Below are 22,797 nucleotides of genomic sequence, written 5' to 3'. Positions count from 1 at the left end.
AACTGCATCAGCAGCGAGCTGTTGTTGCTACATTAACCCCGTCCGATACAGCCAACCGTGCGGTGTCTCACCTAGTGGGCCATAGCAAAATTCCGGATGGAAATAACAAAAATCCCTGCGGGCCTGGAAAGGCGGCAGGGATCGTTGTGCAAACAGGACTGTCAGTGCCTGATGAAACGGCGGCGCAACCACCAGACCAGCAGCGCCAGCAATGCAAGCACCGCCGCCAGGGCGCCCCCCGCCATCAGTTTGGGCAACGGCGACGGCGGCCCGCCGGCGCGCTGCTGCGCCACGAAGGCGGCATCGACCTTGCTGCGCTCGTCGCCGAACTGGCCCAGCATATAGTTGGCCAGCGAGGCCACCTGCGCATCGTCCAACCGGTCGGCAAAGCCGGGCATGAAGGCATGGCCCTCGGCAGTCTTGCGGCTGACGCCCTGCAGTATCACCATTACCAGGTTGCTGGGGTCGCGCGCGCCCACGGCCGAGTTGTTCATCAGCGAAGGATAGGCGCCGTCGCTGCTGCCGGCGCCGCTGGCCGCATGGCAGCTGGCGCAATTGCCGCTGAACAGTTCGGCAGGGCTGGCCGCCGTATTGCTTGCGCTCACTTTTTCCTGGCCGCGCAGCTCCACCTCGTCGGTAGCAGGTTTGCCCATGGCAAAACGCGGCTTGCTGTCGAGGCTGTCGTGGATGGGCGGCACGCTGCGCAGGTAGCGCACCAGCGCCTTCATGTCGTCTTCGCTCAGGTGACGCAGGCTGTGTTCGATGGCCTCGGCCATGCCGCCGGCCGCCGAGGCCTTGCCTTTCACCACGCCCGTGCGCAGGTATTGCGCCAGCTCCGCATCGGTCCAGGCGCCGACGCCGCTCATCGGGTCGGGCGTGATGTTGTAGGCTTTCCAGCCAGCCACATTGGCGCCGCCATACGCCAGTTTTTTATCGAGGCCCATGGTGATGTTGCGCGGCGTATGGCATTCCTGGCAGTGCGCCAGCGCCTCGGCCAGGTAGGCGCCGCGACGCAGCTGGCCATTGGCCGGATTGTCATCCTGCTGCAGCTTGCCGGGCTGGAAGTTGAACAGTTTCCAGCCGGCCAGGATGGCGCGCTGGTTGAACGGAAACGACAGCGGATTGGCCGGCGTCTGCTGGACGATGGGTGGCAGGCTGAACAGGTAAGCCTTGATGGCCAGCACATCGTCGCGCGTCATCTTGCTGAACGCGGTATACGGAAAGGCCGGATACAGATGTTCGCCATGCCTGCCGATGCCCTGGTGCAATGCGCGCACGAACTCGTCATCGGTCCAGCTGCCGATGCCGGTTTCCTTGTCGGGCGTGATGTTCGACCCGTAGATGGTGCCGAACGGCGTGGCGATCGGATAGCCGCCCGCAAACGGCTTTTTCTGGTCCACCGTATGGCAGGCGATGCAGTCGGCGGCGGTGGCCAGGTACTGGCCGCGCAATATCTGGTCGGCGGCGCTACCGGGCAAGGGCGCAACGGGCGGCGCCGGAGCAGCCTCCTGCGCATGGGCGGCGCCCGCCAGCATCAAGGTCATCAGCAGCGACGCCAGCTTCATGCCTTCCCCCGCAGCCGGTCGGCCAGGCGCAGCGCCAGCGCGGCCAGGGTCAGCGTGCAGTTGACCGTGCCCGCGCTCGGCATCACGGCACTACCGGCGATAAACAGGTTGTCGTGATCGTGCGTGCGGCAGTCGGCGTCGACCACCGATGTCTTCGGATCCCTTCCCATGATCAAGGTACCCATGATGTGGTTATTGGGCGCAAACTCGTCGTCAAAGGTCACTTCCGTGCCGCCAAACAGCTGCGCGATGCGCGCATAGGCGGCGCGCGTATGCACCGCGCTCTTCTTCACATAATCGCCGATGGCATAGGTGATCTCGGGGCGCGCAATGCCCAGGCTATCCTGGTGCTCGCGGCTGGGCACGATGCGGTTGGCCGGATCGGGCAGGATGTCATGAAAACTGTTGAAGTTGACGGTGCGCGCGGCACGCTGGCGGATTTCCGCGTTGAGCTTCTTGCCCACCAGCCCCAGGTGCAGCGCCGTGCGCGTGGCGTGGCCCGTCTGTGCCATGTTATTCAAGTGCAGCTTCTTGCCCGCGTATTCGCGGCGAAAGGCGCCGTCGCGCATGTCGACGATCGAGGTCAGCTCCATCGGCCCGCGCCCCGGCCACAGATCCTCGCTGGCCTGGAAGGTGACAGCGGTCCCCGGATGATCCATCAGGTTGCGCCCTACCTGGTCCGAGCTGTTGCCCACATTCGACAGCAGCATCAGCTTGGGCGTTTCGATGCCATTGGCGGCGAGCACGAACTGTTTGCCGGTCACGCGGTGCGACACGCCTTTGGGGTCCTTGTAATGGACGGCGGCCACGCGCTTGCCATCGAGCTCGATGCGGTAGACGACCGCGTCGGCGATCAGCCGCGCGCCGGCTTTTTCCGCCTTTTCCACATGGATGATGGCGCTGTACATGGCGGCGATCGGGCAGATCGGCATGCAGTTGTTATTGCCGCAGCAGGAAGGCCGCCGGTCGTACGCGCGGCTGTTGCGCGCCACCGGCTCGGACACCACCTTGAAGCCTTTGGCGTTGAGCTCGTCGAAAAAACGCTGGTCCATGTACGACAGCGGCAAATGATCCATCGGATACGGCTGCCTGCGCGGCGAACCGAGATCGGTGCCGTCGTTCGGCCCGGATACGCCCAGCTCCACCTCGGCGCGATAGTAATACGGTTCCAGCTCGTCGTAGCTGATCGGCCAGTCGCGCCCCACGCCGTACAGCGTGCGCATGCGAAAGTCGTTCGGCAAAAAGCGCCAGGTGGACGCGGCCCAGTGCCAGGTGGTGCCGCCGACGGCGCGGATATATTGCGAGTTGTATTGGTGCGTGCCCTTGAAGATCAGGTAATCGTTGGGCGGCGCATATTGCGGGTGTGGCGCGTGCGCGGTCGACGGGTACGGCGCCATGAAATCGTCTTTCGCTGGCGTATTGCGGAAATTCTCGACGATGCGCCAGCGCTCGATGCGCGGGCCTGCTTCGAGCAGCAGCACCGATACGCCGGCCTGTGCCAGCTCATGCGCCACCAGCGCGCCGGCCACGCCGGAACCAACAATTACCACGTCGGCGGAAAGTGCATTCGTCATGCAGCCCCTTCCTTCAGGCCCGGCGGCGCCGACCAGTAGCCCGGTGCGCGCGTGCAGTAGCTGGGCGTGACCACTTCATCGCGCACCACGTCCCGCATCAGCGCCAGGTCATACGCGATCACCTGCCCGCTCACCTCATCGCCGACGATGCCCAGGTACCAGGCGGAGACGATGGTGCGCAAGGTGGCGGACAGCACCGCATCGCCCTTGACGGCCTCCTGCAACAGCTCGACATCCGCTATCGGCCCCTTGCGCGCGACATCGGCCAGCGCTTTCGTCCTGACGGGCAATTGCGCATCCTGGCGCAGCAGCGCCGCATGCAGGCGCGCGCCGACATGCTCGTCCAGGCGCAGGTCCGGGATCAGCAGTGTGGACAGCGCCAGGAATTCGGCGGGCGCGGGCGGCGGCCCCTGGTTCGCTTCGGTGGTATTGGCCGAGGTCGCATCGACCGCCCACGACCAGGGCGCCAGGACGCTGACGGCGGCCAGGCTGGCGGCGCTGGCAAGCAAAGTGCGCCGCATGGGAGAAATCAGTTTCGGCATGCATGGCCTTTCGCAGGTGGGCGCCGCCCCTGCTGTCGGCGTGGGGCGGCTGGCTGCGTTGACTATACCAGCATGCTCAAAAAACAATGGCACGGTTGAGTGCCGGGGAGGTGTCGGATTACGCTGCGCTAATCCGACCTACGATCTTTGCATGGTGATGTAGGTCGGATTAGCGGCGAAGCCGCGTAATCCGACAACCTTGTTGACGCCGACCATACATCAACCCCGCAAATGCGCATCGACCGAATACTTGCCCGCGCCGCTGGCGGCAATCGTGCCGAAGACGATGATCAGCAGCCAGCCGAATTGTCCATCGGCAATGCTCCAGTCGGGATGCACGAGGAACATCGACACCAGCAGCAGGAACAGGAAAGGCAAGGTGGCCAGGCGCGTCAGCAGGCCCATGGCCACCAGCACGGGGCACAGCAGTTCGGCAAACAGCGCACAGTACAGTGTCAGCGCGCGGCCCAGGTGCAGCGGGTCGTCGATATGCGCGAGTTCGTCGGAAAAATGCAGCAGCTTGGGCAAGCCATGCACGTGCAGCACCAGCAGCGCGCCCGTCACGCGCGCGAACAACAGGCCCACGTCGGGCGTGAAAGGACCGGCCAGGGCCGCCATCAGTTTTTTGAGATTCATGATTGCTCCAGGAAAACTGCATCATAGGCAGCGGCCCATGGCGCGGCCCCTGCCAAAAGGCCAGTTCCGGTGGCGAAAAAGGCAGACATGACTGGTCTTTTGGCAGGAGTGTTTCAGCGGGCGGCTGCGTACACTGCTTCATGCTGTGTACCAAAACCCCACTCCCTTCTGAAGGAAACATCATGTCCAAGAAAATCGAAGCTGAAGAAATCACCTCCCGCCGCAAACTGCTGGTCGGCGTCGCTGGCGTGGCCGCCGGCGCAGGCCTGCTGGCTGCCGGCGGCGCCGCTGCCGCGACCAAGCCGGCTGCCGCTGCCGGCAAGACCGTCAACAGCATCACCGTCAAGGACGGCACCGTGATTCACTTCAAGGACTGGGGCACCGGCACGCCAGTGGTGTTCAGCCACGGCTGGCCGCTGCAGGGCGATGCCTGGGAAGACCAGATGATGTTCCTGGCCAGCCACGGCTACCGCGTGATCGCACATGACCGCCGCGGCCATGGCCTGTCGAGCCAGCCTTGGCAGGGCAATAACATGGACACCTATGCCGACGACCTGGCAGCCCTGCTCGACGCGCTCGACATCAAGGGCGCGACCCTGGTCGGCCACTCGACCGGTGGCGGCGAAGTGGCCCACTATATCGGCCGCCATGGCGAAAAGCGCGTGGCCAAGGCCGTGCTGGTCGGCGCCGTGCCACCGCAGATGGTGCAGTCGCCAACCAACCCGGGCGGCCTGCCGATGTCGGTGTTCGACGGCATCCGCGCCAGCGTGCTGGCCGACCGTTCGCAATTCTTCAAGGACCTGTCGGGCCCGTTCTATGGCGCCAACCGTCCAGGCTCGAAAGTCACCCAGGGCCAGCGCGACACGTTCTGGCTGCAAGGCATGCAGTGCGGCATCAAGAATGCCTATGACTGCATCAAGGAGTTCTCGGAAGTCGACTACACGGCCGACCTGAAAAAAATCACCGTGCCGACCCTGGTGGTGCATGGCAGCGACGACCAGATCGTGCCGATCGACGCCGCCGGCAAGGCCTCGGCCAAGATCATCAAGAACGCCAAGCTGATCATCTACGAAGGCGCGCCGCACGGCCTGCCAACCACCCACAAGGATCGCCTGAACGAAGACCTGCTGGCCTTCATCAAGTCCTGATCTGAGTGAAACCATCGCCGGCGCCCGCCGGCGATGCCGTCTCGCGGCTGATACGCCGCAAAAACATCCGCCTTTCCCCCATTCGTATAACGGCATTGCCGGCAAGTCCATGCATACTCGGTGTTATCGCGGCATCGGCCGCACCGACCGACAGGACTCCGACGATGAACGCCCATCCAGTCTGCCGCAGCACCGCCCGCCCCACTTGCATGGCCTGACCACGATGGCCAGCATCCTGTATCAGCCGGCGCCCCGCACTGCCAGCCAGCCGCAGCCACCGGCCCACGCGGACCTGGCGCGCACGGCGCGCATCAACACCATGGGCCAGTTTGCCGCGTCGATCGCCCACGAGGTGAACCAGCCGCTGGCCGCCATTGCCCTGAACGCCAGCGCCGCCCTGCGCTGGCTGGAGCAGGACCCGCCACGCCTCGACCATGTGCGTGAAGCACTCTCCCTGATCGCCAGCGCCGGCAACAACGCCAGCGCCGTGATCCGCAGCCTGCGCTGCCTCGCCTGCAAGTCCCCGGGCCTGGCCGATGCCTTTCCGGCGGACGATCCCGCCCGGGAAGTGCTGCAACTGCTGCGCGCCGAACTGCAACGCCACGCCATCAGCGTCGACCTGCAGCTGGCGCTGGGCCCGCGACTGCTGCGTGCCGACCGCACGCAAATGCAGCAGGTGATCATGAACCTGGTCACCAACGCCATCGCCGCGATGCAGGGCAATGGCGCACACCCGCGCACGCTCAGTCTGCGTTCGCGGCGCGACGGCGCCATGCTGCACTTCAGCGTGGCCGACAGCGGCGCCGGCGTGGCGCCCGATGCGGCGGCGCAGATCTACGACGCCCTGTATTCGACCCGGCCGGACGGCATGGGGATGGGCCTGGCGATCTGCCGTTCCATCATCGATGCCCACGGCGGACAGCTGTGGCACGAATCAGCACAGCCACGCGGCACCATCTTCCACTTTACCGTGCCATCGCCCTGACCCTGCGCCGCACAGCGTCCGCAAGGGCGTATTTGAAGGAACACATCATGCACACGACAACTGCCGCCGGCGAGCCGGCCGACACCACGATTTCCATCCTGATCGCCGACGACCATCCGCTGATCCTGGCGGGCCTCGCTTCCCTGATCAATTCCATTGAAGGCTATCGCCTGCTGGGCCAGGCCTCGACCGGCCAGCAGGCGCTCGAACTGTACCAGCGCCTGCGTCCCGACGTGGTGCTGATGGACCTGAACATGCCCGAAATGAATGGCGTGCAGGCGATCGAGCATATCTGCGCGTTCGACGCCGACGCCCGCATCGTGATCCTGACCACCTACCAAGGCGAAGAAAACGTGCACCGCGGCCTGCGCGCCGGCGCCCGTGGCTACCTGCTGAAAGCCTCCGGCTTCAATCAGCTGACCGAGTGCATCGGCAGCGTGGCAGCCGGCAAGCAGTACCTGCCGGCCGAACTGGCGGCCCAGCTGGCCGAACGCATCGACGCGAACCGCCTGTCCAAGCGCGAGCTCGACATCCTGCAGCACTTATCGGCCGGCAAAAGCAACAAGATGATCGCGCGCAGCGCGGGGATCGAGGTAGGGACGGTGAAGTTTCACGTCAACAATATTCTGTCGAAACTCAATGTGTCGAGCCGCACCGAGGCGGCGACGGTGGCCTCGCAGCGGGGGTTGCTGGGGGCTTTTTGAGCGTCAAACCCGGAGGCAAAACCGGGGTCGGACCCGACCGAGCAATACGTCCCGATGGGACGTATTACGATCGCGAAGCGACCGACCCCGGCCCTTCAAGCCGTTGGGTTTAATCAGGCAATCTCATCTTCCGGCTTGGCCTTGGCCACCACCACCGGCTTCGCCTCCACGCCGCTGATCTTCGGCACGCATTCGCTGCGCAGCCACGACACGGTGATCTTCTCGCCATCCATCAATCGCTTGACGCTCGGCACGATCTGTTCGCCGATCAGCATGCCCAGCAGGCCGATCAGGGCGATCGCCGGCGGCGCCGGCGAGCGCACCTGCAGCACGGCGTAAATAATACCGACCAGCAGGCCCACGGCCAGCGAAATTACATACAGCTTCATGATGCTATCCTTTCAATAAAAAAAACCGCCGCGCTCGAAAACGGGCGCGGCGGCTTGGACCGGTATCGGCGATTACTTGTTGGCCGCGACTGGCGCCAGCGTCTTGTGTTCGGTGGTGGTGCGCTGTGCCGCCTTGTGCACCATGGTGTAGGCGTAGTCCACGCCCATGCCGTACGCGCCCGAGTGTTCCTTGACGATCTTCATGACCGCGTCGTAGGTCTCTTTGTGGGCCCAGTCGCGCTGCCATTCCAGCAGTACCTGCTGCCAGGTGACCGGCACCACGCCAGCCTGGATCATGCGCTGCATGGCGTAGTCGTGCGCTTCCTTCGAGGTGCCGCCCGAGGCATCGGCCACCATGTAGATTTCATAGTCGCCTTCCAGCATCGCGCACAGGGCGAAGCTGTTGTTGCACACTTCCGTCCACAGGCCCGAGACGACCACTTTTTTCTTGCCGTTGGCAGCCAGTGCGTCGCGCACTTTCTGGTCGTCCCACGAGTTCATCGAGGTGCGTTCCAGGATGTCCTGGCCCGGGAACACGTCCAGCAGTTCCGGGTAGGTGTGGCCCGAAAAACTTTCCGTTTCGACGGTGGTGATGATGGTCGGGATATTGAATACCTTGGCGGCCTTGGCCAGGCCCACGGTATTGTTTTTCAGTGCCTGGCGGTCCATCGATTGCACGCCAAACGCCATCTGCGGCTGCTGGTCGATAAAGATGATCTGGCAATTGTCGGGGGTGAGGACTTCAAGTTTTGCGTTCGTCATGATGACATCCTTGGCAATGGGTTTTATTAGGTAAGTACAAGCATCCATCGTATGCCGTCGCGCTTCTGGCCACCACTATCTAAATATATAGGCCGGTGATATTTCCTGCGTGCCGGTGCAGATGCAAAGCCGGTCCTGCAGAGTGGCGAACCCTGAGGTAAAATGCCTTTCACTCACTATTTTCCAACGACTCTTGATCGATTTATTCTCCATGACGGCCAGCGCCCCGGGCAACGACACGTCACCGATACGCGTCTTGATTGCCGACGACCATCAGTTGCTGCTCGATGGCATCGCGGGATTGCTGCGTTCGTTTCCGGGAGTGGAGCTGGTGGGCCAGGCCAGCGATGGCCAGCAGGCGGTGCAGCAGTTCATGGCGCTGCGCCCCGACGTCACGCTGATGGACCTGCAGATGCCGGTGCTCAATGGCCTCGACGCCATCGCCGCCATCCGCGCACAACACCCGCAGGCACGCATCCTGGTGCTGACCACCTACAAGGGCGACACGCTGGTCGGGCGTGCGATGGGCGCCGGCGCCTGCGGCTATCTGCTGAAAAGTTCGCTGCGCCACGAATTGCTGGCGGCGATACAGGCCGTGCATGCGGGGCGGCGCCACATGACGCCGGAAGTGGAAGCGGAGATGGCGCGCTACGCCTGCGCCGACATGCTGTCGAACCGCGAACTGGAAGTGCTGCGGCTGGTCGCGCAGGGCAATTCCAACCGCGAGACGGGCGCCTTGCTGACCATCAAGGAAGAAACCGTGAAGGCCCACATGAGCACCATCCTGGCCAAGCTGGGCGCCAAGGACCGCACGCACGCGGTCACCATCGCGCTGCGGCGCGGCATCCTCGATACCTGAGTGTTTCCGGAGCGTTACCGCTCCTGGCCGCGCCAGCGCGAGCGCAGATACGCACCACAGCGCCGCAGCCAGTTGCCCTGGCTGGCCCACGCGCGCTGGCCCGGCACCGACAGGCGCCAGTGCGTGCCGCCGCCGGCGCGCGTGGCCAGGGTCAGCTGCGCACCGAGATTCGCGGCGCGTTCGCGCATGCCGGGCAAGCCCCAGTGGCCCGCGAGCTGCCCGCTGGCCAGCACGGCCGGCGGCAGGCCCTGGCCATCGTCGCGCACGTCGATCAGCACGCGGCTGGCCAGGTAGCGCACTTCCACTTCGATCGTGCTGGCGCGCGCATGCTGGAAAGCGTTGCGCATCGCTTCGCTGGCGATGCGGTACATTTCATGCGCCGTCACGGCATGCAAGGCGCGCGGCGTACCCGTTTCAACCTGGCGGAAAGCGATGCCGTGCAACGCTGCCAGGCGCTCGCCTTCCTGCTGCAGCGCCTGGCACCAGCGGCCGCCCGCATCGTCGCCGGCACGCAGCTCATGCACATGATCGCGCCCCTCGGCCAGCATGCGGTCGGCCTCGTCGAGCGCGCGCAGCATGCCGTGCCTGGCCGGTTCGTCAGGCGGCAGCGCCATGCTGGCGTTATGAAAATGCAGGATCACCGCCTGGGTGCCCTGCAACAAGGTATCGTGCAGTTCGCGCGCGATGCGTTCGCGTTCGGCCTGCTGCGCTTCGAGCCGCGCCTGCAGGCGCGCGCCATGCTGGCGCACGCGCCAGCGGAACGCCAGCCACGCGGCCACCAGCAAGGCGGCCGCGCACAGGCTGCGGAACCACCAGGTCTGGTAAAACGCGGGCAACACATGAAACGGCAGTTGCGCCACGTTGCTGGCCACGCCGTCGCCATTGAATGCGAGCACGTTGAAGCGGTACTTGCCCGGCCCCAGGCCCGTGTACTGCGCCTGGCGCCGGCTGCCTGCCTCGTGCCAGTGCCGGTCATAGCCTTCGAGCAGATAATGAAACTGCAGCCGCGACGGCGTGCCCAGGCTGCTGGCGTTATAGGTAAACAGCACGTCGCGCGTGCCGGCTGGCAGCCGGTCGCAATCGGCGGTGGCGACAGCGTCGCCGTCGATCGCCAGGGCGGCGACCTGCGCCTGCGGCGCCGGCAGCGTGACCGATGGCTGGCGCGGATCGATCCAGAACGTCACGCTCTGGCGCGAAAACCAGATCCTGCCGTCGCCCGCTTCGGCCACCGACTGGCTGTGCAGCATGCCGATCTTGCCCGTGATGCCGTCGACCGCGTCGTAGGTGCGCGCGCGCATCGGATATGCCGGATCGCGCAGCGCCTGCGCCACCTCGGCGGGCGCCACATGCACGGCGCCGTTGGCCGCATTGAGCCACAGGCTGCCGTCGCGCGCGCGCAGCAGCCCCACCACGCCGTCAAAGGCGCCGGCGTCCGCGCTGCGCAACATGGTGAAGCGGCCATCGCGCCATACCGCCACGCCATGTTCGCCACCGAGCCATACCTGGCCGTCGCGTTCGAACAGCGCCGGCGTTTTTCCGAGAGTGTATCCCTGCGCCGCGCCGTGGCGTTGCAGGCGGCCGTTGTCCAGCAGCGCCAGGCTGCCGTCGGCATACGACAGCCACAGGCGCCCGGCCGTGTCGACCAGCATTGCCAGCGGCCAGCTCAGCCTGCCTTCAAGCAGGGCCGGTTCGCGCCGCCATGCGCCATCAAGATAGTGAAACAGGCCGCCACCGCTGAAATTGGCCCAGATGCTGTCGTCCGGCGCGCTGGCAAACTGGCGCGTGCGGCCAATGGCGCGCGCCTCGGGGGGATACGCAATGCTGCGCAGCAGGCGCCCATTGTTCGTGTCGATCTGCTGCAAGCCGGCGGACATGGCGATCCACATCGCCTGCGGCGTGGCCATCAAGGCCGACAGGTGCGGCAGGGTGAACGCATGCAGGGCCTCGCCATCTGGCTGCAGCAGCATCAGCGAGGTGCCGGTTTTGTCCTTGCCCAGCCACATGGTGCCGCCCGGACCGGGCAGCAGTTGCTGCGCGCGGAAAGCCTCGGGCAGGTCCGGCCCCATCTGTCCGCGCAGCACCACCGGCACGGCCTGCCGAAAGCGGTCCAGGCCCGCATCGGTGGCGACCCATAGATTGCCTTCATTGTCGTCGCACAGCGTGCCGATCAGCGCGTTGCTGAGACCATCCCTGGGCAGGAACGATTCGGTGTCGCCGCTGATGCCCAGCGCTCCCGGCGCCAGCGTGCCGCTGCTGCGCGTGCGGTGCAGGCCGTACTGGCTGTCGAACCACAGCGTGCCCTGGCGGTCGACCAGCATGCTGCCGCTGGTGCCGCTGGTGTCGCGGTAGATCCATGGATGATTCAGCTGGTCGTATTGCGCCAGCGCGTCGATGATGCGGATGCCGCGCAGTTCCAGCAGGTAAATGCGGCCATCCGGCGCCTGCTGCGGCGGCGCGCGCAGGTCGAGTTTGCCGACCGGCGGCGCGAAGCGCTGCTCTCGCGCATGCCACAGGAACAGTCCCTGCTCGGTAAACACGCCCAGCAGGCCGTCGCGGTCCACAAACACGGCCGAGCCCTTGTGGGCCGTAAAACCCTGGCCGGGTCCCATGGTCTGCCAGCGCGTGCCGTCGAAACGGGCAGCGCCGCCGGCGCCGGCGGCCCATACGGCGCCCGCGCGGTCGATGGCAAAGCCCCACACGGTGCCGATGCGCAGGCCTTGCGCTTCGCCGAAATTGCGCACCACGCCATCTTTCACGTGGCTGATGCCGCCCACCTGCCAGCCGACCCACATGCCGCCGTCCGCGGCACGCTTGAGCGCCAGCGCCACGGTATCGGGAAAACGGCCCTGGCGCGCTGCGACGGGTTCGAAATGCAGGCCGTCAAAGCGGATCAGGCCGGAATGCGTGCCCAGCCATAAAAAACCGTCATGCCCCTGAAGCATGACGGCGATGTCGTCGGGCGCGCCTTCGCGCGCCGTCCAGCTGGTGTGCTGCAGCTGATGGATGGCGCGCGCGGCGTCGATGGCCAGCCCCGGCGGACTGGCCAGCATCAATATCAGCCACAGCAGCCAGAAACGCATCAAGGTTGGCCGTCTCCGGTCAGGCCGCCGGCAGGGCCGGACGCACGGTGCGCTGCTGCACCACGATCAAGGCGCCCAGCAGCACCAGCGGGATGGCCAGCGCGATAAAGCCGTAGGCCAGGTAGGCAAAGGCGGCCGCGATGGCGCCCACCGCGAACGCCGCCAGCGGCCACAGGGTTTTCACGCAGCGCGCGCTGGTGGTGGCGTCGGCCGCGCCGCGCAGCACGTCGACCGTGTCGAGCACGATCTGCGTCACGTTCCCGGTCATCATCGAGGTCGGCGCCAGGTGCGCCAGCAGCAAGCGGCTGGTCGCGCTGTGCACGCCCATCGCGGCCGTGCCCAGCAGGCCGGCAACCATCGCCATGTCGCTGACATCCTTGCCGATCGGTTCGGCCAGGCAGCCGAACGCCATGAAGGCGGCCAGCAGCACCCATTGCAGGATCAGCGCCAGGGTCAGCGACGGGCCGCCGCGGCGGTCGATCGCCAGCACCATCAGGCGCGTGACGGCCACGCCGATCACGAACGCGGGAAAGGCGAGGAATTTGAGCAGGATCGACACGCGCGACGGGTCGGCCAGCGCCGCGCCGATCAGCACGAAGTTGCCGGTGACGTGGGCGGTAAACAGGCCGAACAGGGCGATAAAGCCCAGCGTGTCGACATAGCCGGCCAAAAAGCCCAGGCCGGCGCCGAACAATCGGCTGTGTGGTGGTTGTTCCATGATGATGCTCCCTGCATTCTGACATACTGAAAAATGCGCCGGCAGTGGAGCACCACGCCGGGCGCGGCATGTCTGCATGGTAGAACAGGCGGCGCGCCGCCGCACCACCCATTAGTACAGTTCCCGCTCCACCCAACTGATCTTTTGGCCCGTGCGAAAGCCGGCCTTCGCGGCTACACTGGGAAACGAGATTATCGCCTGCCGCGCTTCGCTTCACGTCTGCGCCGGCCCTTCTTCACCTACCATGGAGCTGCACCATGACCGAACAAACTACCTTATCCTCCACCAGCGCGCCGTCGAAAGAAGCGCCGCTGATCCTGTTCAACGGCCGCTTCCACACGGTCGACAAGAGCCGTCCGCAAGCGAGCGCCGTGGCGATTGCCGATGGCAAGTTCCTGGCCGTCGGCGACATCGACGACGTGATGCGCCACCGCACGCCGGACAGCCGCGTGATCGACCTCAATGGCCGCACCGCGATTCCCGGCCTGAACGACTCGCACCTGCATCTGATCCGCGGCGGCCTGAACTACAACCTGGAACTGCGCTGGGAAGGCGTGCCCTCGCTGGCCGACGCGCTGCGCATGCTGAAAGAACAGGCGCTGCGCACGCCGAATCCGCAATGGGTGCGCGTGGTCGGCGGCTGGAACGAATTCCAGTTCGCCGAAAAACGCATGCCGACGCTGGAAGAAATCAATGCGGCCGCGCCCGACACGCCGGTCTTCATCCTGCACCTGTACGACCGCGCCCTGCTCAACCGCGCCGCCTTGCGCGTGGTCGGCTACGACAAGAACACGCCGAATCCGCCAGGCGGCGAGATCGTGCGCGATGCCTCGGGCAACCCGACCGGCATGCTGATCGCCCGTCCGAACGCGATGATCCTGTATGCCACCCTGGCCAAGGGCCCGACCCTGCCGCGCGAGCTGCAGGTCAATTCCACGCGCCAGTTCATGCGCGAACTGAACCGCCTGGGCCTGACCAGCGCGATCGACGCCGGCGGCGGCTTCCAGAACTATCCGGAAGACTATGCAGTGGTCGACCAGCTGGCCAAAGACAATCAGCTGACCATCCGCATCGCCTACAACCTGTTCACGCAGAACAAGGGCCGCGAACTGGAAGACTTCCAGAAGTGGACCGAAATGGTGACGCCCGGCCAGGGCGATGATTACTACCGCCACAACGGCGCCGGCGAAATGCTGGTGTTCTCGGCGGCCGACTTCGAAGACTTCCTGGAGCCGCGCCCGGACCTGGCGCCCGGCATGGACGACGAACTGGAAAAGGTGGTGCGCCACCTGGTGTCGAAACGCTGGCCGTTCCGCCTGCACGCCACCTATGACGAATCGATCGACCGCATGCTGACGGTGTTTGAAAAGGTCAACCGCGACATTCCGTTCGATGGCCTGACCTGGATGTTCGACCACTGCGAAACCATCACGCCGCGTAATATCGACCGCGTCAAGGCGCTGGGCGGCGGCATCGCCATCCAGCACCGCATGGCCTTCCAGGGCGAATATTTTGTCGAGCGCTACGGCGCGGAAGCGGCCAAGCTGACGCCGCCAATCGCCCGCATGCTGCAGTCCGGCGTGCCGGTCGGCGCCGGCACCGACGCCACCCGCGTGGCCAGCTACAACCCGTGGACTGCCCTGTACTGGCTGGTGTCGGGCCGCACCGTGGGCGGCTTGCGCCTGTACGACGCAGGTTCGCGCCTGTCGCGCGACACCGCGCTGGAACTGTGGACCACGGGCAGCGCCTGGTTCTCGAACGAGAAGGACAAAAAAGGCCGCATCCAGGAAGGCATGCTGGCCGACCTGGCGGTACTGAGCGCGGACTTCTTCAGCATCGACGAAGAAGCGATCAAGTCGATCGAATCGGTCTTGACCATCGTCGGCGGCAAGATCGTCTACGGCCAGTCCGAATTCACCACGCTGGCGCCGCCGCCGATTCCCGTGCTGCCGGACTGGTCGCCGGTGAAAAACGTGGCCGGCCACTACCGCGCCGCGCCGCCGCAAAAAACCAGCGTACTGCAGCAGCACCAGTGCCAGGGCGCCTGCGGCGTGCACGCCCACGCGCACGATGTGGCGCGCAAGAGCTCGGTGCCGGTCTCCAGCCACTCCGGTTTCTGGGGTGCGTTGGGCTGCAGCTGCTTTGCGTTTTAAGGCAGCCATGACGCGTGTGTATTTGCTCGCTGCCGGCGCGCTGGCAGTCGCCCTGCCCGCCGCCGCACAGGAAAACGTGCAGCTGTATGGCCGCCTGAATATCGGCATCGAGGCGCTGCATGCATCCGGCACCGGCGACAATCTGCAGCGCCTGTCCAACAACCGCTCGGTGATCGGTTTTCGCGGCACGGAAAACCTGGGCGGCGGCTGGCAGGCGCTGTTCCAGGTCGAAGGCACGCTGGCGCCCGACACGGGCGCGGGCAGCATCGCCGCGCGCGACACCCGCGTCGGTATCCAGGGTCCCTGGGGCACGCTGTTTGGCGGTAACTGGACCCTGCCCTACAACGGAGCGACGTCGTCGCTCGACCCGTTCTATCCCACCACGGCCGGCTACATGAGCCTGATGGGCAATGGCGCCGGCGCCACCGTCAGCAATACCGGCAACACGTATTCCTTCGACCGGCGCCAGCAGAACAGCGTGCATTACTGGACCCCGAGCTGGGCTGGCTGGTCGGCGCGCGTGGCACGCGGCATGGGCGAGGAACGGCCGCTCGATGGCGCGCGCCCGTCACTGACGTCGGCCGCGCTGATCCACGACAGCGGCGAATGGTATGCCACCCTGGCGCATGAAGACCACCACGACTACCAGGGCCGCGGCCACAGCGACCGTGGCAGCAAGCTTGGTTTCGCCTGGCGCCTCGGCGGCGCCACGCAGCTGGCGGCGGTGGTGGAAAGCCTGCGCTATGAAACGGCGACGGGCAAGCTGCGCCGGCGTTCGGTGTATGTGTCGGCCACGCACCAGGCCGGCCGCCACGGCCTGCGCTTCGGCCTGGCCCGCGCGCAAAGCGCCAGCGGCAGCGCGGTGGAAACCGTCGGCACCGTGCGCGCGGGACCGGGCACGGGCGCCACCCACGCCACCATCGGCTATGACTATCTGCTGTCGAAACGCAGCAGCCTGTTTGCCTACTACACGCGGCTCGACAACGGCCGCAATGGCGTGGCCGACTTTGCCATCAACAATCTGCGCAGCGAGGCGGACGTACCCGGCTCCACCCTGTCCGGCGTGGTGCTGGGCATGCGGCACAATTTCTGAGCCTCTTCAATCCCAGCAGACCGACAGCACGCTGTAGCCCTCCGATGGCGCGGGCGCATTCGCCGGCTTGCCGTAGGGCCAGCCGGCAATGACGCCGTCGGCTTCCATGCCGGCGATCCAGCCTTCCACTTCTTCCACCTTTGCGCGGGTGAAGAGATGGACGTTTTCGGCCGGCGGGAAACGTCCCGCCGCCACCTCGTCTTCGTCGTAGTCGCACCAGTCCTGGTGCAAACCGACCAGCACCTTTTCCACCTCCGGCCTGGCGGCAATCTCGCGGAACCTGGCATACAGCTGCGCAATCGGCGGACGGCCATAGCCCCACTGGTTCGGCGCGATCGATTCTTCGTCGGCATTGCCTGCAAAGTAGAGATCAAGGTCAACCACGGGTGGCGTATCGCCATCGTCGTCGGGCAGCGAGGCCAGGTACTGGTGGAGGTTGTGGGGCATGAGGGTGGCTCCTTTTCATGGTGAATAATATGGCAATATTGTAGCGAATGCGTTTGACCATTCACCAAACGGCTTGAATGCCGGGACCAGATCCGGCGGGTCTGACTCCGAGGCCTGCCTTGGGGTTAAATATTAGTTAGGACTCTTTACTTATTATTTTGCCGTGCTATTATTCGTCCATGGACATCACACCTGAAACCCCTTGGGACAGCACCCCGGACATCTCGGCCCGTATCATTGCCGCGATCAGCCGCGTCTCGAGCGTGTTGCGGGCGGGGATGTGGGAATTTGCCACGGCCGAGCATCTCAATCCCACCCAGGCCGAGATATTGCAGTTGCTGAACGACCGCACGGAAGGCGTACGCCTGTCGTGGCTGGCGGCGCAGTTGTCGGTGTCGGCCGCCAGTGCCAGCGATTCGGTCACGGCGCTGGTGACCAAAGGGCTGGTGCGCAAGGCGCGCGCGCCGGACGATGGCCGCGCCAGCGCCCTGTGGCTGACCGACGCGGGCAAGCAACTGGTCACGCGCATGGGCTCGGCGCTGGGCTTTGCCGACGACGCCGCCGCCGCGCTGGAAGCGCAGGTGCAGGGCCAGCTGCTGGTCGGCCTGTTCAAGCTGATCGCGCAGCTGCAAAAGAGCGAGCGTTTTCCCACCCTGCGCGCCTGCCTGTCGTGCCGTTATTTTGAAGCGAACAAGTTTCCCGGCCAGCCCACGCCGCATCATTGCGCATTGGTCAAGGCGCCGCTGCCGATCACGTTCTTGCGCATCGACTGTGCCGAGCACCAGCCGTCCGATGCTGCGACAGAGCGGCGCAACTGGGAAATCTTTGCCTGATATTTTTTTTGAGCATTATATTTAGGACTCCTATTGAAAAGGACAGGCGGCCAGCCTTTTCATCCATCTCACGGCCCATAGAAAGGAAATACCATGTCCCGTATCGACCTCGTTACCATTGACAACGCCAGCGCCGCAGCGCAACCTGTGCTGGCACAAATCCACGCCGCCTTTGGCGCCACGCCGAACATGTTCCGCGCCGTCGCCAACTCGCCGGCGGCGCTGGCCAGCATGTGGGGGGCGTTTGGCGCGCTGGGCAGCGGTACACTGGACGCGAAGCTGGGCGAACAGATCGCCGTGGCCATCGCCGACCAGAACGATTGCCAGTATTGCCTGGCCGCCCATACGGCGCTGGGCCGCAAGGCCGGCGCCTCCAGCGAAGAGATGGCCGCCGCCCAGGCCGGCCAGTCGCATGATCCGAAGACGGCCGCCGCCCTGCACTTTGCCGTCACCGTGGTGCGCCAGCGCGCCAAGATCACGGCAGCCGATGTCGGCGCCCTGCGCACGGCCGGCTTTGCCGATGGTGAAATCATGGAAATCATGGCCCATGTGGCGCTGAACCTGTTCACCAATTATGTGAACGTGGCGTTCGACGTGCCGCTCGATTTCCCGCAAGTCAAGCTGCGCGCCAAATGAGCGCCGGGACCTTGAGCAGCATGAGCGCCGCGCCCGAATTCGAGGTCGCGGCCTGGCTCAACGCCAAGGGTCCCGTCAGCCTTGCCGCCCTGCGCGGCAAGGTGGTGGCGGTGTACGCCTTCCAGATGCTGTGTCCCGGCTGCGTGTCGCACGGCATTCCGCAAGCCAAACGCCTGCGCCAGGCATTCGGCCGCGACGAGCTCGAGGTGTTGGGACTGCATACGGTGTTCGAGCACCATGCGGTGATGACGCCGGCGGCGCTGCAGGCATTTATCCATGAATACCGCATCGATTTCCCGGTCGGGATCGACCAGCCTTCCAATACCGGTGCGTTGCCGCTGACCATGGCACACTACCGGCTGCGCGGCACGCCCACCCTGCTGCTGTTCGACCGCCAGGGTGTGCTGCGCGAACAGCTGTTCGGCATCGTCGAAGACCTGCGGCTGGGCGCACTGCTGGGCCGGCTGGTGGCGGAAGCAGCACCGGTCGATACTGCGCGCTGCAACGACGGCGTCTGTCATATCTGAAAGGAGAAAGCCATGCATTGCATCGCCCTGTACCACGTGCGCTTCGAAGACCTGGGCGCCTTTTCCCTGCCCCTGGAAACGGCTGGCTACGAGATCGCGTACCGCCATGCGGGCGCCGCGCCCTTGACTGCGGAGGAGTGGCGCGACACCGACCTGATCGTCATCCTGGGCGGCCCGATCGGCGTGGGCGACGTGGCCAGCTACCCGTGGCTGGCCGGCGAAATCGATGGCCTCGCGCAGCGCCTGGCACAGCGCCAGCCCACGCTGGGCATCTGCCTGGGTGCGCAGCTGATGGCGGTGGCACTGGGAGCACAGGTGCTGCCCAGCGGCGGCAAGGAGATCGGCTGGTCGCCATTATCCATCGCCGCCGGTGCAGGTCCTTTGGCGCACCTGCGCGGCGTGCCGGTGCTGCACTGGCATGGCGACAATATCCTGCCCGGTGCCGCGCTGCTCGCCGAAGCGCAGACAGCGGCCACGCCCTGCCAGGCATTTCGGGCCGGACGCCATGCGCTGGCGCTGCAGTGTCACGTGGAATTCGATCCGGCCATGCTGGAGGAATGGCTGGCCGGCCATGCGCTCGAACTGCAGCAGGCCGGCGTGGACCTGGCGCAGCTGCGCGCCGACACGCGCCAGCACGGGCAGCGATTGGTGCAAGCGGGCCAGGCGATGCTGAGCGCATGGCTGCGGGAACTGAAGGCATGCGTGTGATCGACATGCTGTTTGCCGGCCGCGCGGCGCCACTGGCGCGCCGCGGGCAGACGGGCGCGCTGGAAGAATGGCCGTGCCGAATAGCGGCGCCGGCTGACGGAACCGTGAAAGGGTTTAGCCTTTGCCTTGCGTCAGCACGCGCAGGAATGCCTCATTGAAGGCCGGGATATCGTCCGGCTTGCGGCTGGTGACCAGCGCGCCATCGACCACCACCTCTTCGTCGCGCCAGACGGCGCCGGCATTGCGCAGGTCGGCCTGCAAGCTGGGCCAGCTGGTCATCTGCTTGCCGTTGACGGCTTCAGCGTCGATCAGCGTCCATGGACCGTGGCAGATCGCCGCAATCGGCTTGCCTGCGGTGGCAAATTCCTTGACGAACGCCACCGACGCTGGGTCGATGCGCAGTTCATCGGGATTGGCCACGCCGCCCGGCAGCAGCAGCGCATCATAATCGCGCGCCTGCGCTTCGGCCACGGTCAGGTCGATATCAAACGAATCGCCCACGTCCTTGTGATGCATGCCGACGACCTGCTTGCCCTTGGCCTTCGGCGAGACGATGGTAATTACCGCGCCATGCTCCTGCAGAAAATCGCGCGGCCCCGTGAATTCGACCTGTTCAAAGCCGTCCGTCATCAATACCGCGATGCGCTTGCTGTCGAGGGGTGTGCTGGGTTGGTTTGCTGACATGGTGAGCTCCTTTGCTGGTGGGGCATGCGCGAAGTGGCATGCCGTAAGGGCTTACATTAACCTGCGATGAAAAACGCGTATGTGGGCGCACGCACCTAGACCCGGCTTTTCATGGACAGCGGCATGCGGCGCGGGTACAGTCTTCATGATCAAGAGGAAACCATCATGAAGCAGGCAGTGCCAGCGCGCCAGGACTGGGTCCGGTGCGCCGAACCGGTAGAAGGCATGACACGCATCGAAGCGTGGTTCAGTGGCAAGGCCTATGCCATGCACCGCCACGACACGTATGCCATTGGCCGCACGCTGGCCGGCGTGCAGCGTTTCAGCTATCGCCGCAGCATGTGCAACAGCCTGCCCGGCAACACCATGGTGCTGCATCCCGATGAACCGCACGATGGCCAGGCCGGCACCGATGACGGCTTCCGTTACCGGATGGTGTATATCGAACCGGCGCTGTTCCAGGATGTGCTGGGAGGGCGTGCCCTGCCCTTTTTGGAAGGCGGCATTTCGACCGATGCACGCCTCGCCGCTGCAACCGCCGCCCTGCTGCCGCAAGCCGGCCAGTTGATTGAACCGCTCGAACAAGGCGAAGCGCTGGCCGAACTGGCGCATGCGCTGGCGGCAGTTTCCGGCACGCCCGCGCCGCGCGTGAAAGGCGATTACCTGGCGGCGCGGCGCGCACGCGACTATCTGCAGGCGCACTGCACGCGCGCCGTCACGCTGGCGGAGCTGGAAGCGGCCACCGGGCGCGATCGCTGGAGCCTGTCGCACGATTTCCGCGTGTTTTACGGCACCAGCCCTTACCGCTACCTGACCATGCGCCGTCTCGACATGGCGCGCCGCCTGCTGCTGGCTGGCTCTACGCTGGCGCAGGCCGCCATGGCCGCCGGCTTTGCCGACCAGAGCCACATGACGCGCCACTTCCTGAAAACCTATGGATTGACGCCGGGGCGCTGGCTGCGCTTTGCTGGCAGACTTTAAAAAGACCCACGATCGTTCAATACGGGCTGGCGGCGCCTGCGTACTCTGAGTGGATCACCACTTCAACGGAGCACAGCATGTCCATCATCACCAGTACGCGCGGCCAGGACCAGTCGATCGACCTGTCAGCCAAAATCGATCTGATCGATGGCCACTGGCAACCGCGCGTGGTCGCCGAAATGAATGACTACCAGTTCAAGGTCGTCAAGGTGCAAGGCGACTTCCAGTGGCACCGCCATGCCGATACCGACGAAACCTTTATCGTGCTCGATGGAGAGCTGCACATCGCCCTGCGCGGCCCCGGCTACGCGGACAATCGCGTCATCGTGCTGACCGCCGGCCAGATGGCGGTGGTCCCCAAAGGCGTCGAGCACAAGCCCGGCGCCGCTGCCGAAACCCGGCTGCTGCTGATCGAGCCGCGCGGCGTGGTCAATACGGGCGATGGCGCGGCGGACGAGCGGACGGTGGAAAACGATCAGTGGATTTGAACGTCAGCATGGTAAAAAGTTGTGTTAGGGTTGGTCCTGGACGTTCGCACACCGGCCACGATGCGCTTGCCAACACCTGAGCCGACCATCTGAAAGGGCCGTGTAGTGAACCTGATTTTACGCTGCCTTGTCACAGGCAGGAAGCACCTGGTTCGGTGGCGATCCGCAGGCCTGCTGCTGTGCGCCGTGGCCTGTTTGAGCGCCTGCGCACCGGACGAGCAGGGATCGTATGCCATTTACAATTATTCAGGCAAGCCAGTCATCTCGGCTACCGTGCTGGGCAACAGCGGCAATCATGCCGTGTCCAGGGAACGCATCGCGGATCAGAAGACAGGGGTCTTTGGCAGCGTTGGGTCATTCAAAAAAGAACGCTCCATCACGCTCGAATGGATCGCCGGCGAAGGCCGCGCCACATGGTACCGCGTGACCTTGCCAGTGAAAGTGGAACAGGCCGACGGTAAAATTGTTGAAATCTATTTGCGCCCTGACCACTTTATCTGCGCCAGTCTGATCGGCGATATACGGCCAGCCACGGATAGCGAAGACCTGGCCCGCGCTCACATCGATCGCAGCCACTTTTCATGCGCACAGCCGGTCGCGCTGCCGCGCCTGGTCCCGGGCATGGCGAGCGGCATCCGGCGCAGCACTACGACTTACAGCCGCTATCGCCTCGAAGATGGCGGCACGGACAAGATGACCTACCAGACACTGCAACACCAGAACAAACCGGTGGCCTTGCGGTACGAGAAAAAATATCGGGATCAGGACGTAGCCGGCTATATCGACGAATTCCAGGCGCTCGATTTGCTGGGAAATAATGCCGGGTGGCTGGTCACGGCGGACCTCAAGGACAACCGTACTGGCTGGTTTATCGTCACTGGCGACAGTTCGGCATGGACATCGCGTTTTGTGGGCGATGTGCGCGGTGCGCAACGGAGGCTTTCGGATGACCGGCCATATTATGAGGCGGATGTCGTCGTCGATACGAAAACAGCCGATGTCTTCATGCTGCCCGAAATTCGCGGCATCAACTATTGGGTCATGGGACAAAGTCCCGATGGCCGCCATCTTGCCATCTACTGGCAACGCGACAGAATAGTGCCACACGACCCGGCCTTGCCGGCTTTCAATTTCTCGATGATCGAGCTTGAAACGGGAAAGATGCTGGCCGCCGATATGGCGAACCTGCCACCATTGCCTGAGAAGCAGTATGCGATGATCTTTTATGGTGAATGGTACAAGCAGCATTGCAGCTGGGCGCCGCTGTTGAAATGCCTCTAAACCC

General features: G+C 64.9%; 23 protein-coding genes. 13 read left to right on the top strand and 10 right to left on the bottom strand.

Going from position 1 to position 22,797, the window contains the following annotated elements; translation table 11 throughout:
- Positions 1–161: 161 nt before the first annotated feature.
- From RTQ46_RS19045 to RTQ46_RS19030, 4 genes are all read right to left on the bottom strand, one after another.
- Complete coding sequence (locus RTQ46_RS19045; protein ID WP_312439063.1) at positions 162–1,565, bottom strand: c-type cytochrome; 1,404 nt, start codon at positions 1,563–1,565, stop codon at positions 162–164.
- On the bottom strand, positions 1,562–3,139 hold the full coding sequence (locus tag RTQ46_RS19040; RefSeq protein ID WP_312439062.1) for a GMC family oxidoreductase: 1,578 nt from the start codon (positions 3,137–3,139) through the stop codon (positions 1,562–1,564). Before RTQ46_RS19040 ends, RTQ46_RS19045 begins: the two co-directional genes overlap by 4 nt.
- Entirely contained in the window at positions 3,136–3,681 is a 546-nt protein-coding gene (locus tag RTQ46_RS19035; RefSeq protein WP_312439060.1) for a sugar dehydrogenase complex small subunit, read from the bottom strand. Before RTQ46_RS19035 ends, RTQ46_RS19040 begins: the two co-directional genes overlap by 4 nt.
- A 219-nt stretch (positions 3,682–3,900) precedes the next feature.
- Positions 3,901–4,317, bottom strand: a complete 417-nt coding sequence (locus RTQ46_RS19030) for a DoxX family protein (protein WP_312439058.1) — start codon at positions 4,315–4,317, stop codon at positions 3,901–3,903.
- Positions 4,318–4,499: 182 nt separating this feature from the next.
- Between RTQ46_RS19030 and RTQ46_RS19025 the strand changes: the two genes are divergently transcribed.
- From RTQ46_RS19025 to RTQ46_RS19015, 3 genes are all read left to right on the top strand, one after another.
- On the top strand, positions 4,500–5,465 hold the full coding sequence (locus RTQ46_RS19025) for an alpha/beta hydrolase (RefSeq protein ID WP_312439056.1): 966 nt from the start codon (positions 4,500–4,502) through the stop codon (positions 5,463–5,465).
- Positions 5,466–5,574: 109 nt separating this feature from the next.
- Positions 5,575–6,450, top strand: a complete 876-nt coding sequence (locus tag RTQ46_RS19020) for an ATP-binding protein (RefSeq protein WP_312439055.1) — start codon at positions 5,575–5,577, stop codon at positions 6,448–6,450.
- Positions 6,451–6,497: 47 nt separating this feature from the next.
- Complete coding sequence (locus tag RTQ46_RS19015; protein ID WP_312439053.1) at positions 6,498–7,154, top strand: response regulator transcription factor; 657 nt, start codon at positions 6,498–6,500, stop codon at positions 7,152–7,154.
- 113 nt (positions 7,155–7,267) lie between these two features.
- Here RTQ46_RS19015 and RTQ46_RS19010 read toward each other — a convergent pair whose 3' ends face one another.
- Together RTQ46_RS19010 and RTQ46_RS19005 are read right to left on the bottom strand one after the other, a co-directional pair.
- Positions 7,268–7,543, bottom strand: coding sequence for a XapX domain-containing protein (locus RTQ46_RS19010; protein WP_312439051.1), 276 nt, complete (start codon positions 7,541–7,543; stop codon positions 7,268–7,270).
- A gap of 72 nt (positions 7,544–7,615) precedes the next feature.
- On the bottom strand, positions 7,616–8,305 hold the full coding sequence (locus RTQ46_RS19005) for a hydrolase (RefSeq protein ID WP_312439049.1): 690 nt from the start codon (positions 8,303–8,305) through the stop codon (positions 7,616–7,618).
- A 211-nt stretch (positions 8,306–8,516) separates the two neighbouring features.
- Between RTQ46_RS19005 and RTQ46_RS19000 the strand changes: the two genes are divergently transcribed.
- Complete coding sequence (locus RTQ46_RS19000; protein ID WP_312439047.1) at positions 8,517–9,164, top strand: response regulator transcription factor; 648 nt, start codon at positions 8,517–8,519, stop codon at positions 9,162–9,164.
- Positions 9,165–9,178: 14 nt separating this feature from the next.
- Here the strand turns inward: RTQ46_RS19000 and RTQ46_RS18995 are convergent, their stop codons facing one another.
- Both RTQ46_RS18995 and RTQ46_RS18990 read right to left on the bottom strand, forming a co-directional pair.
- A complete protein-coding gene (locus tag RTQ46_RS18995; RefSeq protein ID WP_312439104.1) occupies positions 9,179–12,244 on the bottom strand; it encodes a two-component regulator propeller domain-containing protein in 3,066 nt (1,021 codons plus the stop codon).
- A 19-nt stretch (positions 12,245–12,263) separates the two neighbouring features.
- Positions 12,264–12,962: a YoaK family protein gene (locus RTQ46_RS18990; RefSeq protein WP_312439046.1), complete on the bottom strand. Its 699-nt coding sequence runs from the start codon at positions 12,960–12,962 to the stop codon at positions 12,264–12,266.
- 257 nt (positions 12,963–13,219) lie between these two features.
- On the opposite strand from RTQ46_RS18990, the gene RTQ46_RS18985 reads away from it, so the two are divergent.
- Positions 13,220–15,115 (top strand): amidohydrolase, encoded by a 1,896-nt coding sequence (locus RTQ46_RS18985; RefSeq protein WP_312439044.1) that lies wholly within the window; start codon positions 13,220–13,222, stop codon positions 15,113–15,115.
- A gap of 7 nt (positions 15,116–15,122) precedes the next feature.
- A complete protein-coding gene (locus tag RTQ46_RS18980; RefSeq protein WP_312439043.1) occupies positions 15,123–16,208 on the top strand; it encodes a porin in 1,086 nt (361 codons plus the stop codon).
- 6 nt (positions 16,209–16,214) lie between these two features.
- Here RTQ46_RS18980 and RTQ46_RS18975 read toward each other — a convergent pair whose 3' ends face one another.
- Entirely contained in the window at positions 16,215–16,655 is a 441-nt protein-coding gene (locus RTQ46_RS18975) for a hypothetical protein (RefSeq protein ID WP_312439041.1), read from the bottom strand.
- Between the two features lie 179 nt (positions 16,656–16,834).
- Here RTQ46_RS18975 and RTQ46_RS18970 point away from each other — a divergent pair, with 179 nt between their 5' ends.
- From RTQ46_RS18970 to RTQ46_RS18955, 4 genes are all read left to right on the top strand, one after another.
- A complete protein-coding gene (locus RTQ46_RS18970; protein ID WP_312439040.1) occupies positions 16,835–17,488 on the top strand; it encodes a MarR family winged helix-turn-helix transcriptional regulator in 654 nt (217 codons plus the stop codon).
- 93 nt (positions 17,489–17,581) lie between these two features.
- Entirely contained in the window at positions 17,582–18,124 is a 543-nt protein-coding gene (locus RTQ46_RS18965) for a carboxymuconolactone decarboxylase family protein (protein WP_312439039.1), read from the top strand.
- Positions 18,125–18,144: 20 nt separating this feature from the next.
- Positions 18,145–18,651, top strand: a complete 507-nt coding sequence (locus RTQ46_RS18960; protein WP_312439038.1) for a redoxin domain-containing protein — start codon at positions 18,145–18,147, stop codon at positions 18,649–18,651.
- A gap of 12 nt (positions 18,652–18,663) precedes the next feature.
- Positions 18,664–19,359, top strand: a complete 696-nt coding sequence (locus RTQ46_RS18955; protein WP_312439037.1) for a glutamine amidotransferase — start codon at positions 18,664–18,666, stop codon at positions 19,357–19,359.
- 114 nt (positions 19,360–19,473) lie between these two features.
- On the opposite strand, the gene RTQ46_RS18950 is transcribed toward RTQ46_RS18955, so the two are convergent.
- Positions 19,474–20,043 (bottom strand): type 1 glutamine amidotransferase domain-containing protein, encoded by a 570-nt coding sequence (locus tag RTQ46_RS18950; protein WP_312439036.1) that lies wholly within the window; start codon positions 20,041–20,043, stop codon positions 19,474–19,476.
- Between the two features lie 165 nt (positions 20,044–20,208).
- Between RTQ46_RS18950 and RTQ46_RS18945 the strand changes: the two genes are divergently transcribed.
- The 3 genes from RTQ46_RS18945 to RTQ46_RS18935 all read left to right on the top strand — a co-directional run bounded on the left by RTQ46_RS18945 (position 20,209) and on the right by RTQ46_RS18935 (position 22,793).
- Complete coding sequence (locus RTQ46_RS18945; protein WP_312439035.1) at positions 20,209–21,024, top strand: AraC family transcriptional regulator; 816 nt, start codon at positions 20,209–20,211, stop codon at positions 21,022–21,024.
- 77 nt (positions 21,025–21,101) lie between these two features.
- Positions 21,102–21,512 carry a cupin domain-containing protein gene (locus RTQ46_RS18940; protein WP_312439033.1) on the top strand — a complete coding sequence of 137 codons (411 nt, stop codon included), beginning with the start codon at positions 21,102–21,104 and terminating at the stop codon, positions 21,510–21,512.
- 105 nt (positions 21,513–21,617) lie between these two features.
- Positions 21,618–22,793 carry a hypothetical protein gene (locus RTQ46_RS18935; protein ID WP_312439032.1) on the top strand — a complete coding sequence of 392 codons (1,176 nt, stop codon included), beginning with the start codon at positions 21,618–21,620 and terminating at the stop codon, positions 22,791–22,793.
- Positions 22,794–22,797: the final 4 nt, after the last annotated feature.

The sequence above is a fragment of the Janthinobacterium sp. genome (assembly GCF_031995485.1).
GTDB lineage: Bacteria > Pseudomonadota > Gammaproteobacteria > Burkholderiales > Burkholderiaceae_D > Janthinobacterium.
This window is presented reverse-complemented; position numbering and strand designations above follow the sequence as displayed.

Coding starts and splice junctions, on each gene's coding strand:
- RTQ46_RS19040 (WP_312439062.1), bottom strand. CDS start 3,139: ATGACGAATGCACTTTCCGCCGACGTGGTAATTGTTGGTTCCGGCGTG.
- RTQ46_RS18980 (WP_312439043.1), top strand. CDS start 15,123: ATGACGCGTGTGTATTTGCTCGCTGCCGGCGCGCTGGCAGTCGCCCTG.
- RTQ46_RS19015 (WP_312439053.1), top strand. CDS start 6,498: ATGCACACGACAACTGCCGCCGGCGAGCCGGCCGACACCACGATTTCC.
- RTQ46_RS18995 (WP_312439104.1), bottom strand. CDS start 12,244: ATGCGTTTCTGGCTGCTGTGGCTGATATTGATGCTGGCCAGTCCGCCG.
- RTQ46_RS18985 (WP_312439044.1), top strand. CDS start 13,220: ATGACCGAACAAACTACCTTATCCTCCACCAGCGCGCCGTCGAAAGAA.
- RTQ46_RS18950 (WP_312439036.1), bottom strand. CDS start 20,043: ATGTCAGCAAACCAACCCAGCACACCCCTCGACAGCAAGCGCATCGCG.
- RTQ46_RS19005 (WP_312439049.1), bottom strand. CDS start 8,305: ATGACGAACGCAAAACTTGAAGTCCTCACCCCCGACAATTGCCAGATC.
- RTQ46_RS19030 (WP_312439058.1), bottom strand. CDS start 4,317: ATGAATCTCAAAAAACTGATGGCGGCCCTGGCCGGTCCTTTCACGCCC.
- RTQ46_RS18945 (WP_312439035.1), top strand. CDS start 20,209: ATGAAGCAGGCAGTGCCAGCGCGCCAGGACTGGGTCCGGTGCGCCGAA.
- RTQ46_RS19025 (WP_312439056.1), top strand. CDS start 4,500: ATGTCCAAGAAAATCGAAGCTGAAGAAATCACCTCCCGCCGCAAACTG.
- RTQ46_RS19000 (WP_312439047.1), top strand. CDS start 8,517: ATGACGGCCAGCGCCCCGGGCAACGACACGTCACCGATACGCGTCTTG.
- RTQ46_RS18955 (WP_312439037.1), top strand. CDS start 18,664: ATGCATTGCATCGCCCTGTACCACGTGCGCTTCGAAGACCTGGGCGCC.
- RTQ46_RS19020 (WP_312439055.1), top strand. CDS start 5,575: ATGCATACTCGGTGTTATCGCGGCATCGGCCGCACCGACCGACAGGAC.
- RTQ46_RS18970 (WP_312439040.1), top strand. CDS start 16,835: ATGGACATCACACCTGAAACCCCTTGGGACAGCACCCCGGACATCTCG.
- RTQ46_RS19035 (WP_312439060.1), bottom strand. CDS start 3,681: ATGCCGAAACTGATTTCTCCCATGCGGCGCACTTTGCTTGCCAGCGCC.
- RTQ46_RS19010 (WP_312439051.1), bottom strand. CDS start 7,543: ATGAAGCTGTATGTAATTTCGCTGGCCGTGGGCCTGCTGGTCGGTATT.
- RTQ46_RS18940 (WP_312439033.1), top strand. CDS start 21,102: ATGTCCATCATCACCAGTACGCGCGGCCAGGACCAGTCGATCGACCTG.
- RTQ46_RS18975 (WP_312439041.1), bottom strand. CDS start 16,655: ATGCCCCACAACCTCCACCAGTACCTGGCCTCGCTGCCCGACGACGAT.
- RTQ46_RS18960 (WP_312439038.1), top strand. CDS start 18,145: ATGAGCGCCGCGCCCGAATTCGAGGTCGCGGCCTGGCTCAACGCCAAG.
- RTQ46_RS19045 (WP_312439063.1), bottom strand. CDS start 1,565: ATGAAGCTGGCGTCGCTGCTGATGACCTTGATGCTGGCGGGCGCCGCC.
- RTQ46_RS18990 (WP_312439046.1), bottom strand. CDS start 12,962: ATGGAACAACCACCACACAGCCGATTGTTCGGCGCCGGCCTGGGCTTT.
- RTQ46_RS18965 (WP_312439039.1), top strand. CDS start 17,582: ATGTCCCGTATCGACCTCGTTACCATTGACAACGCCAGCGCCGCAGCG.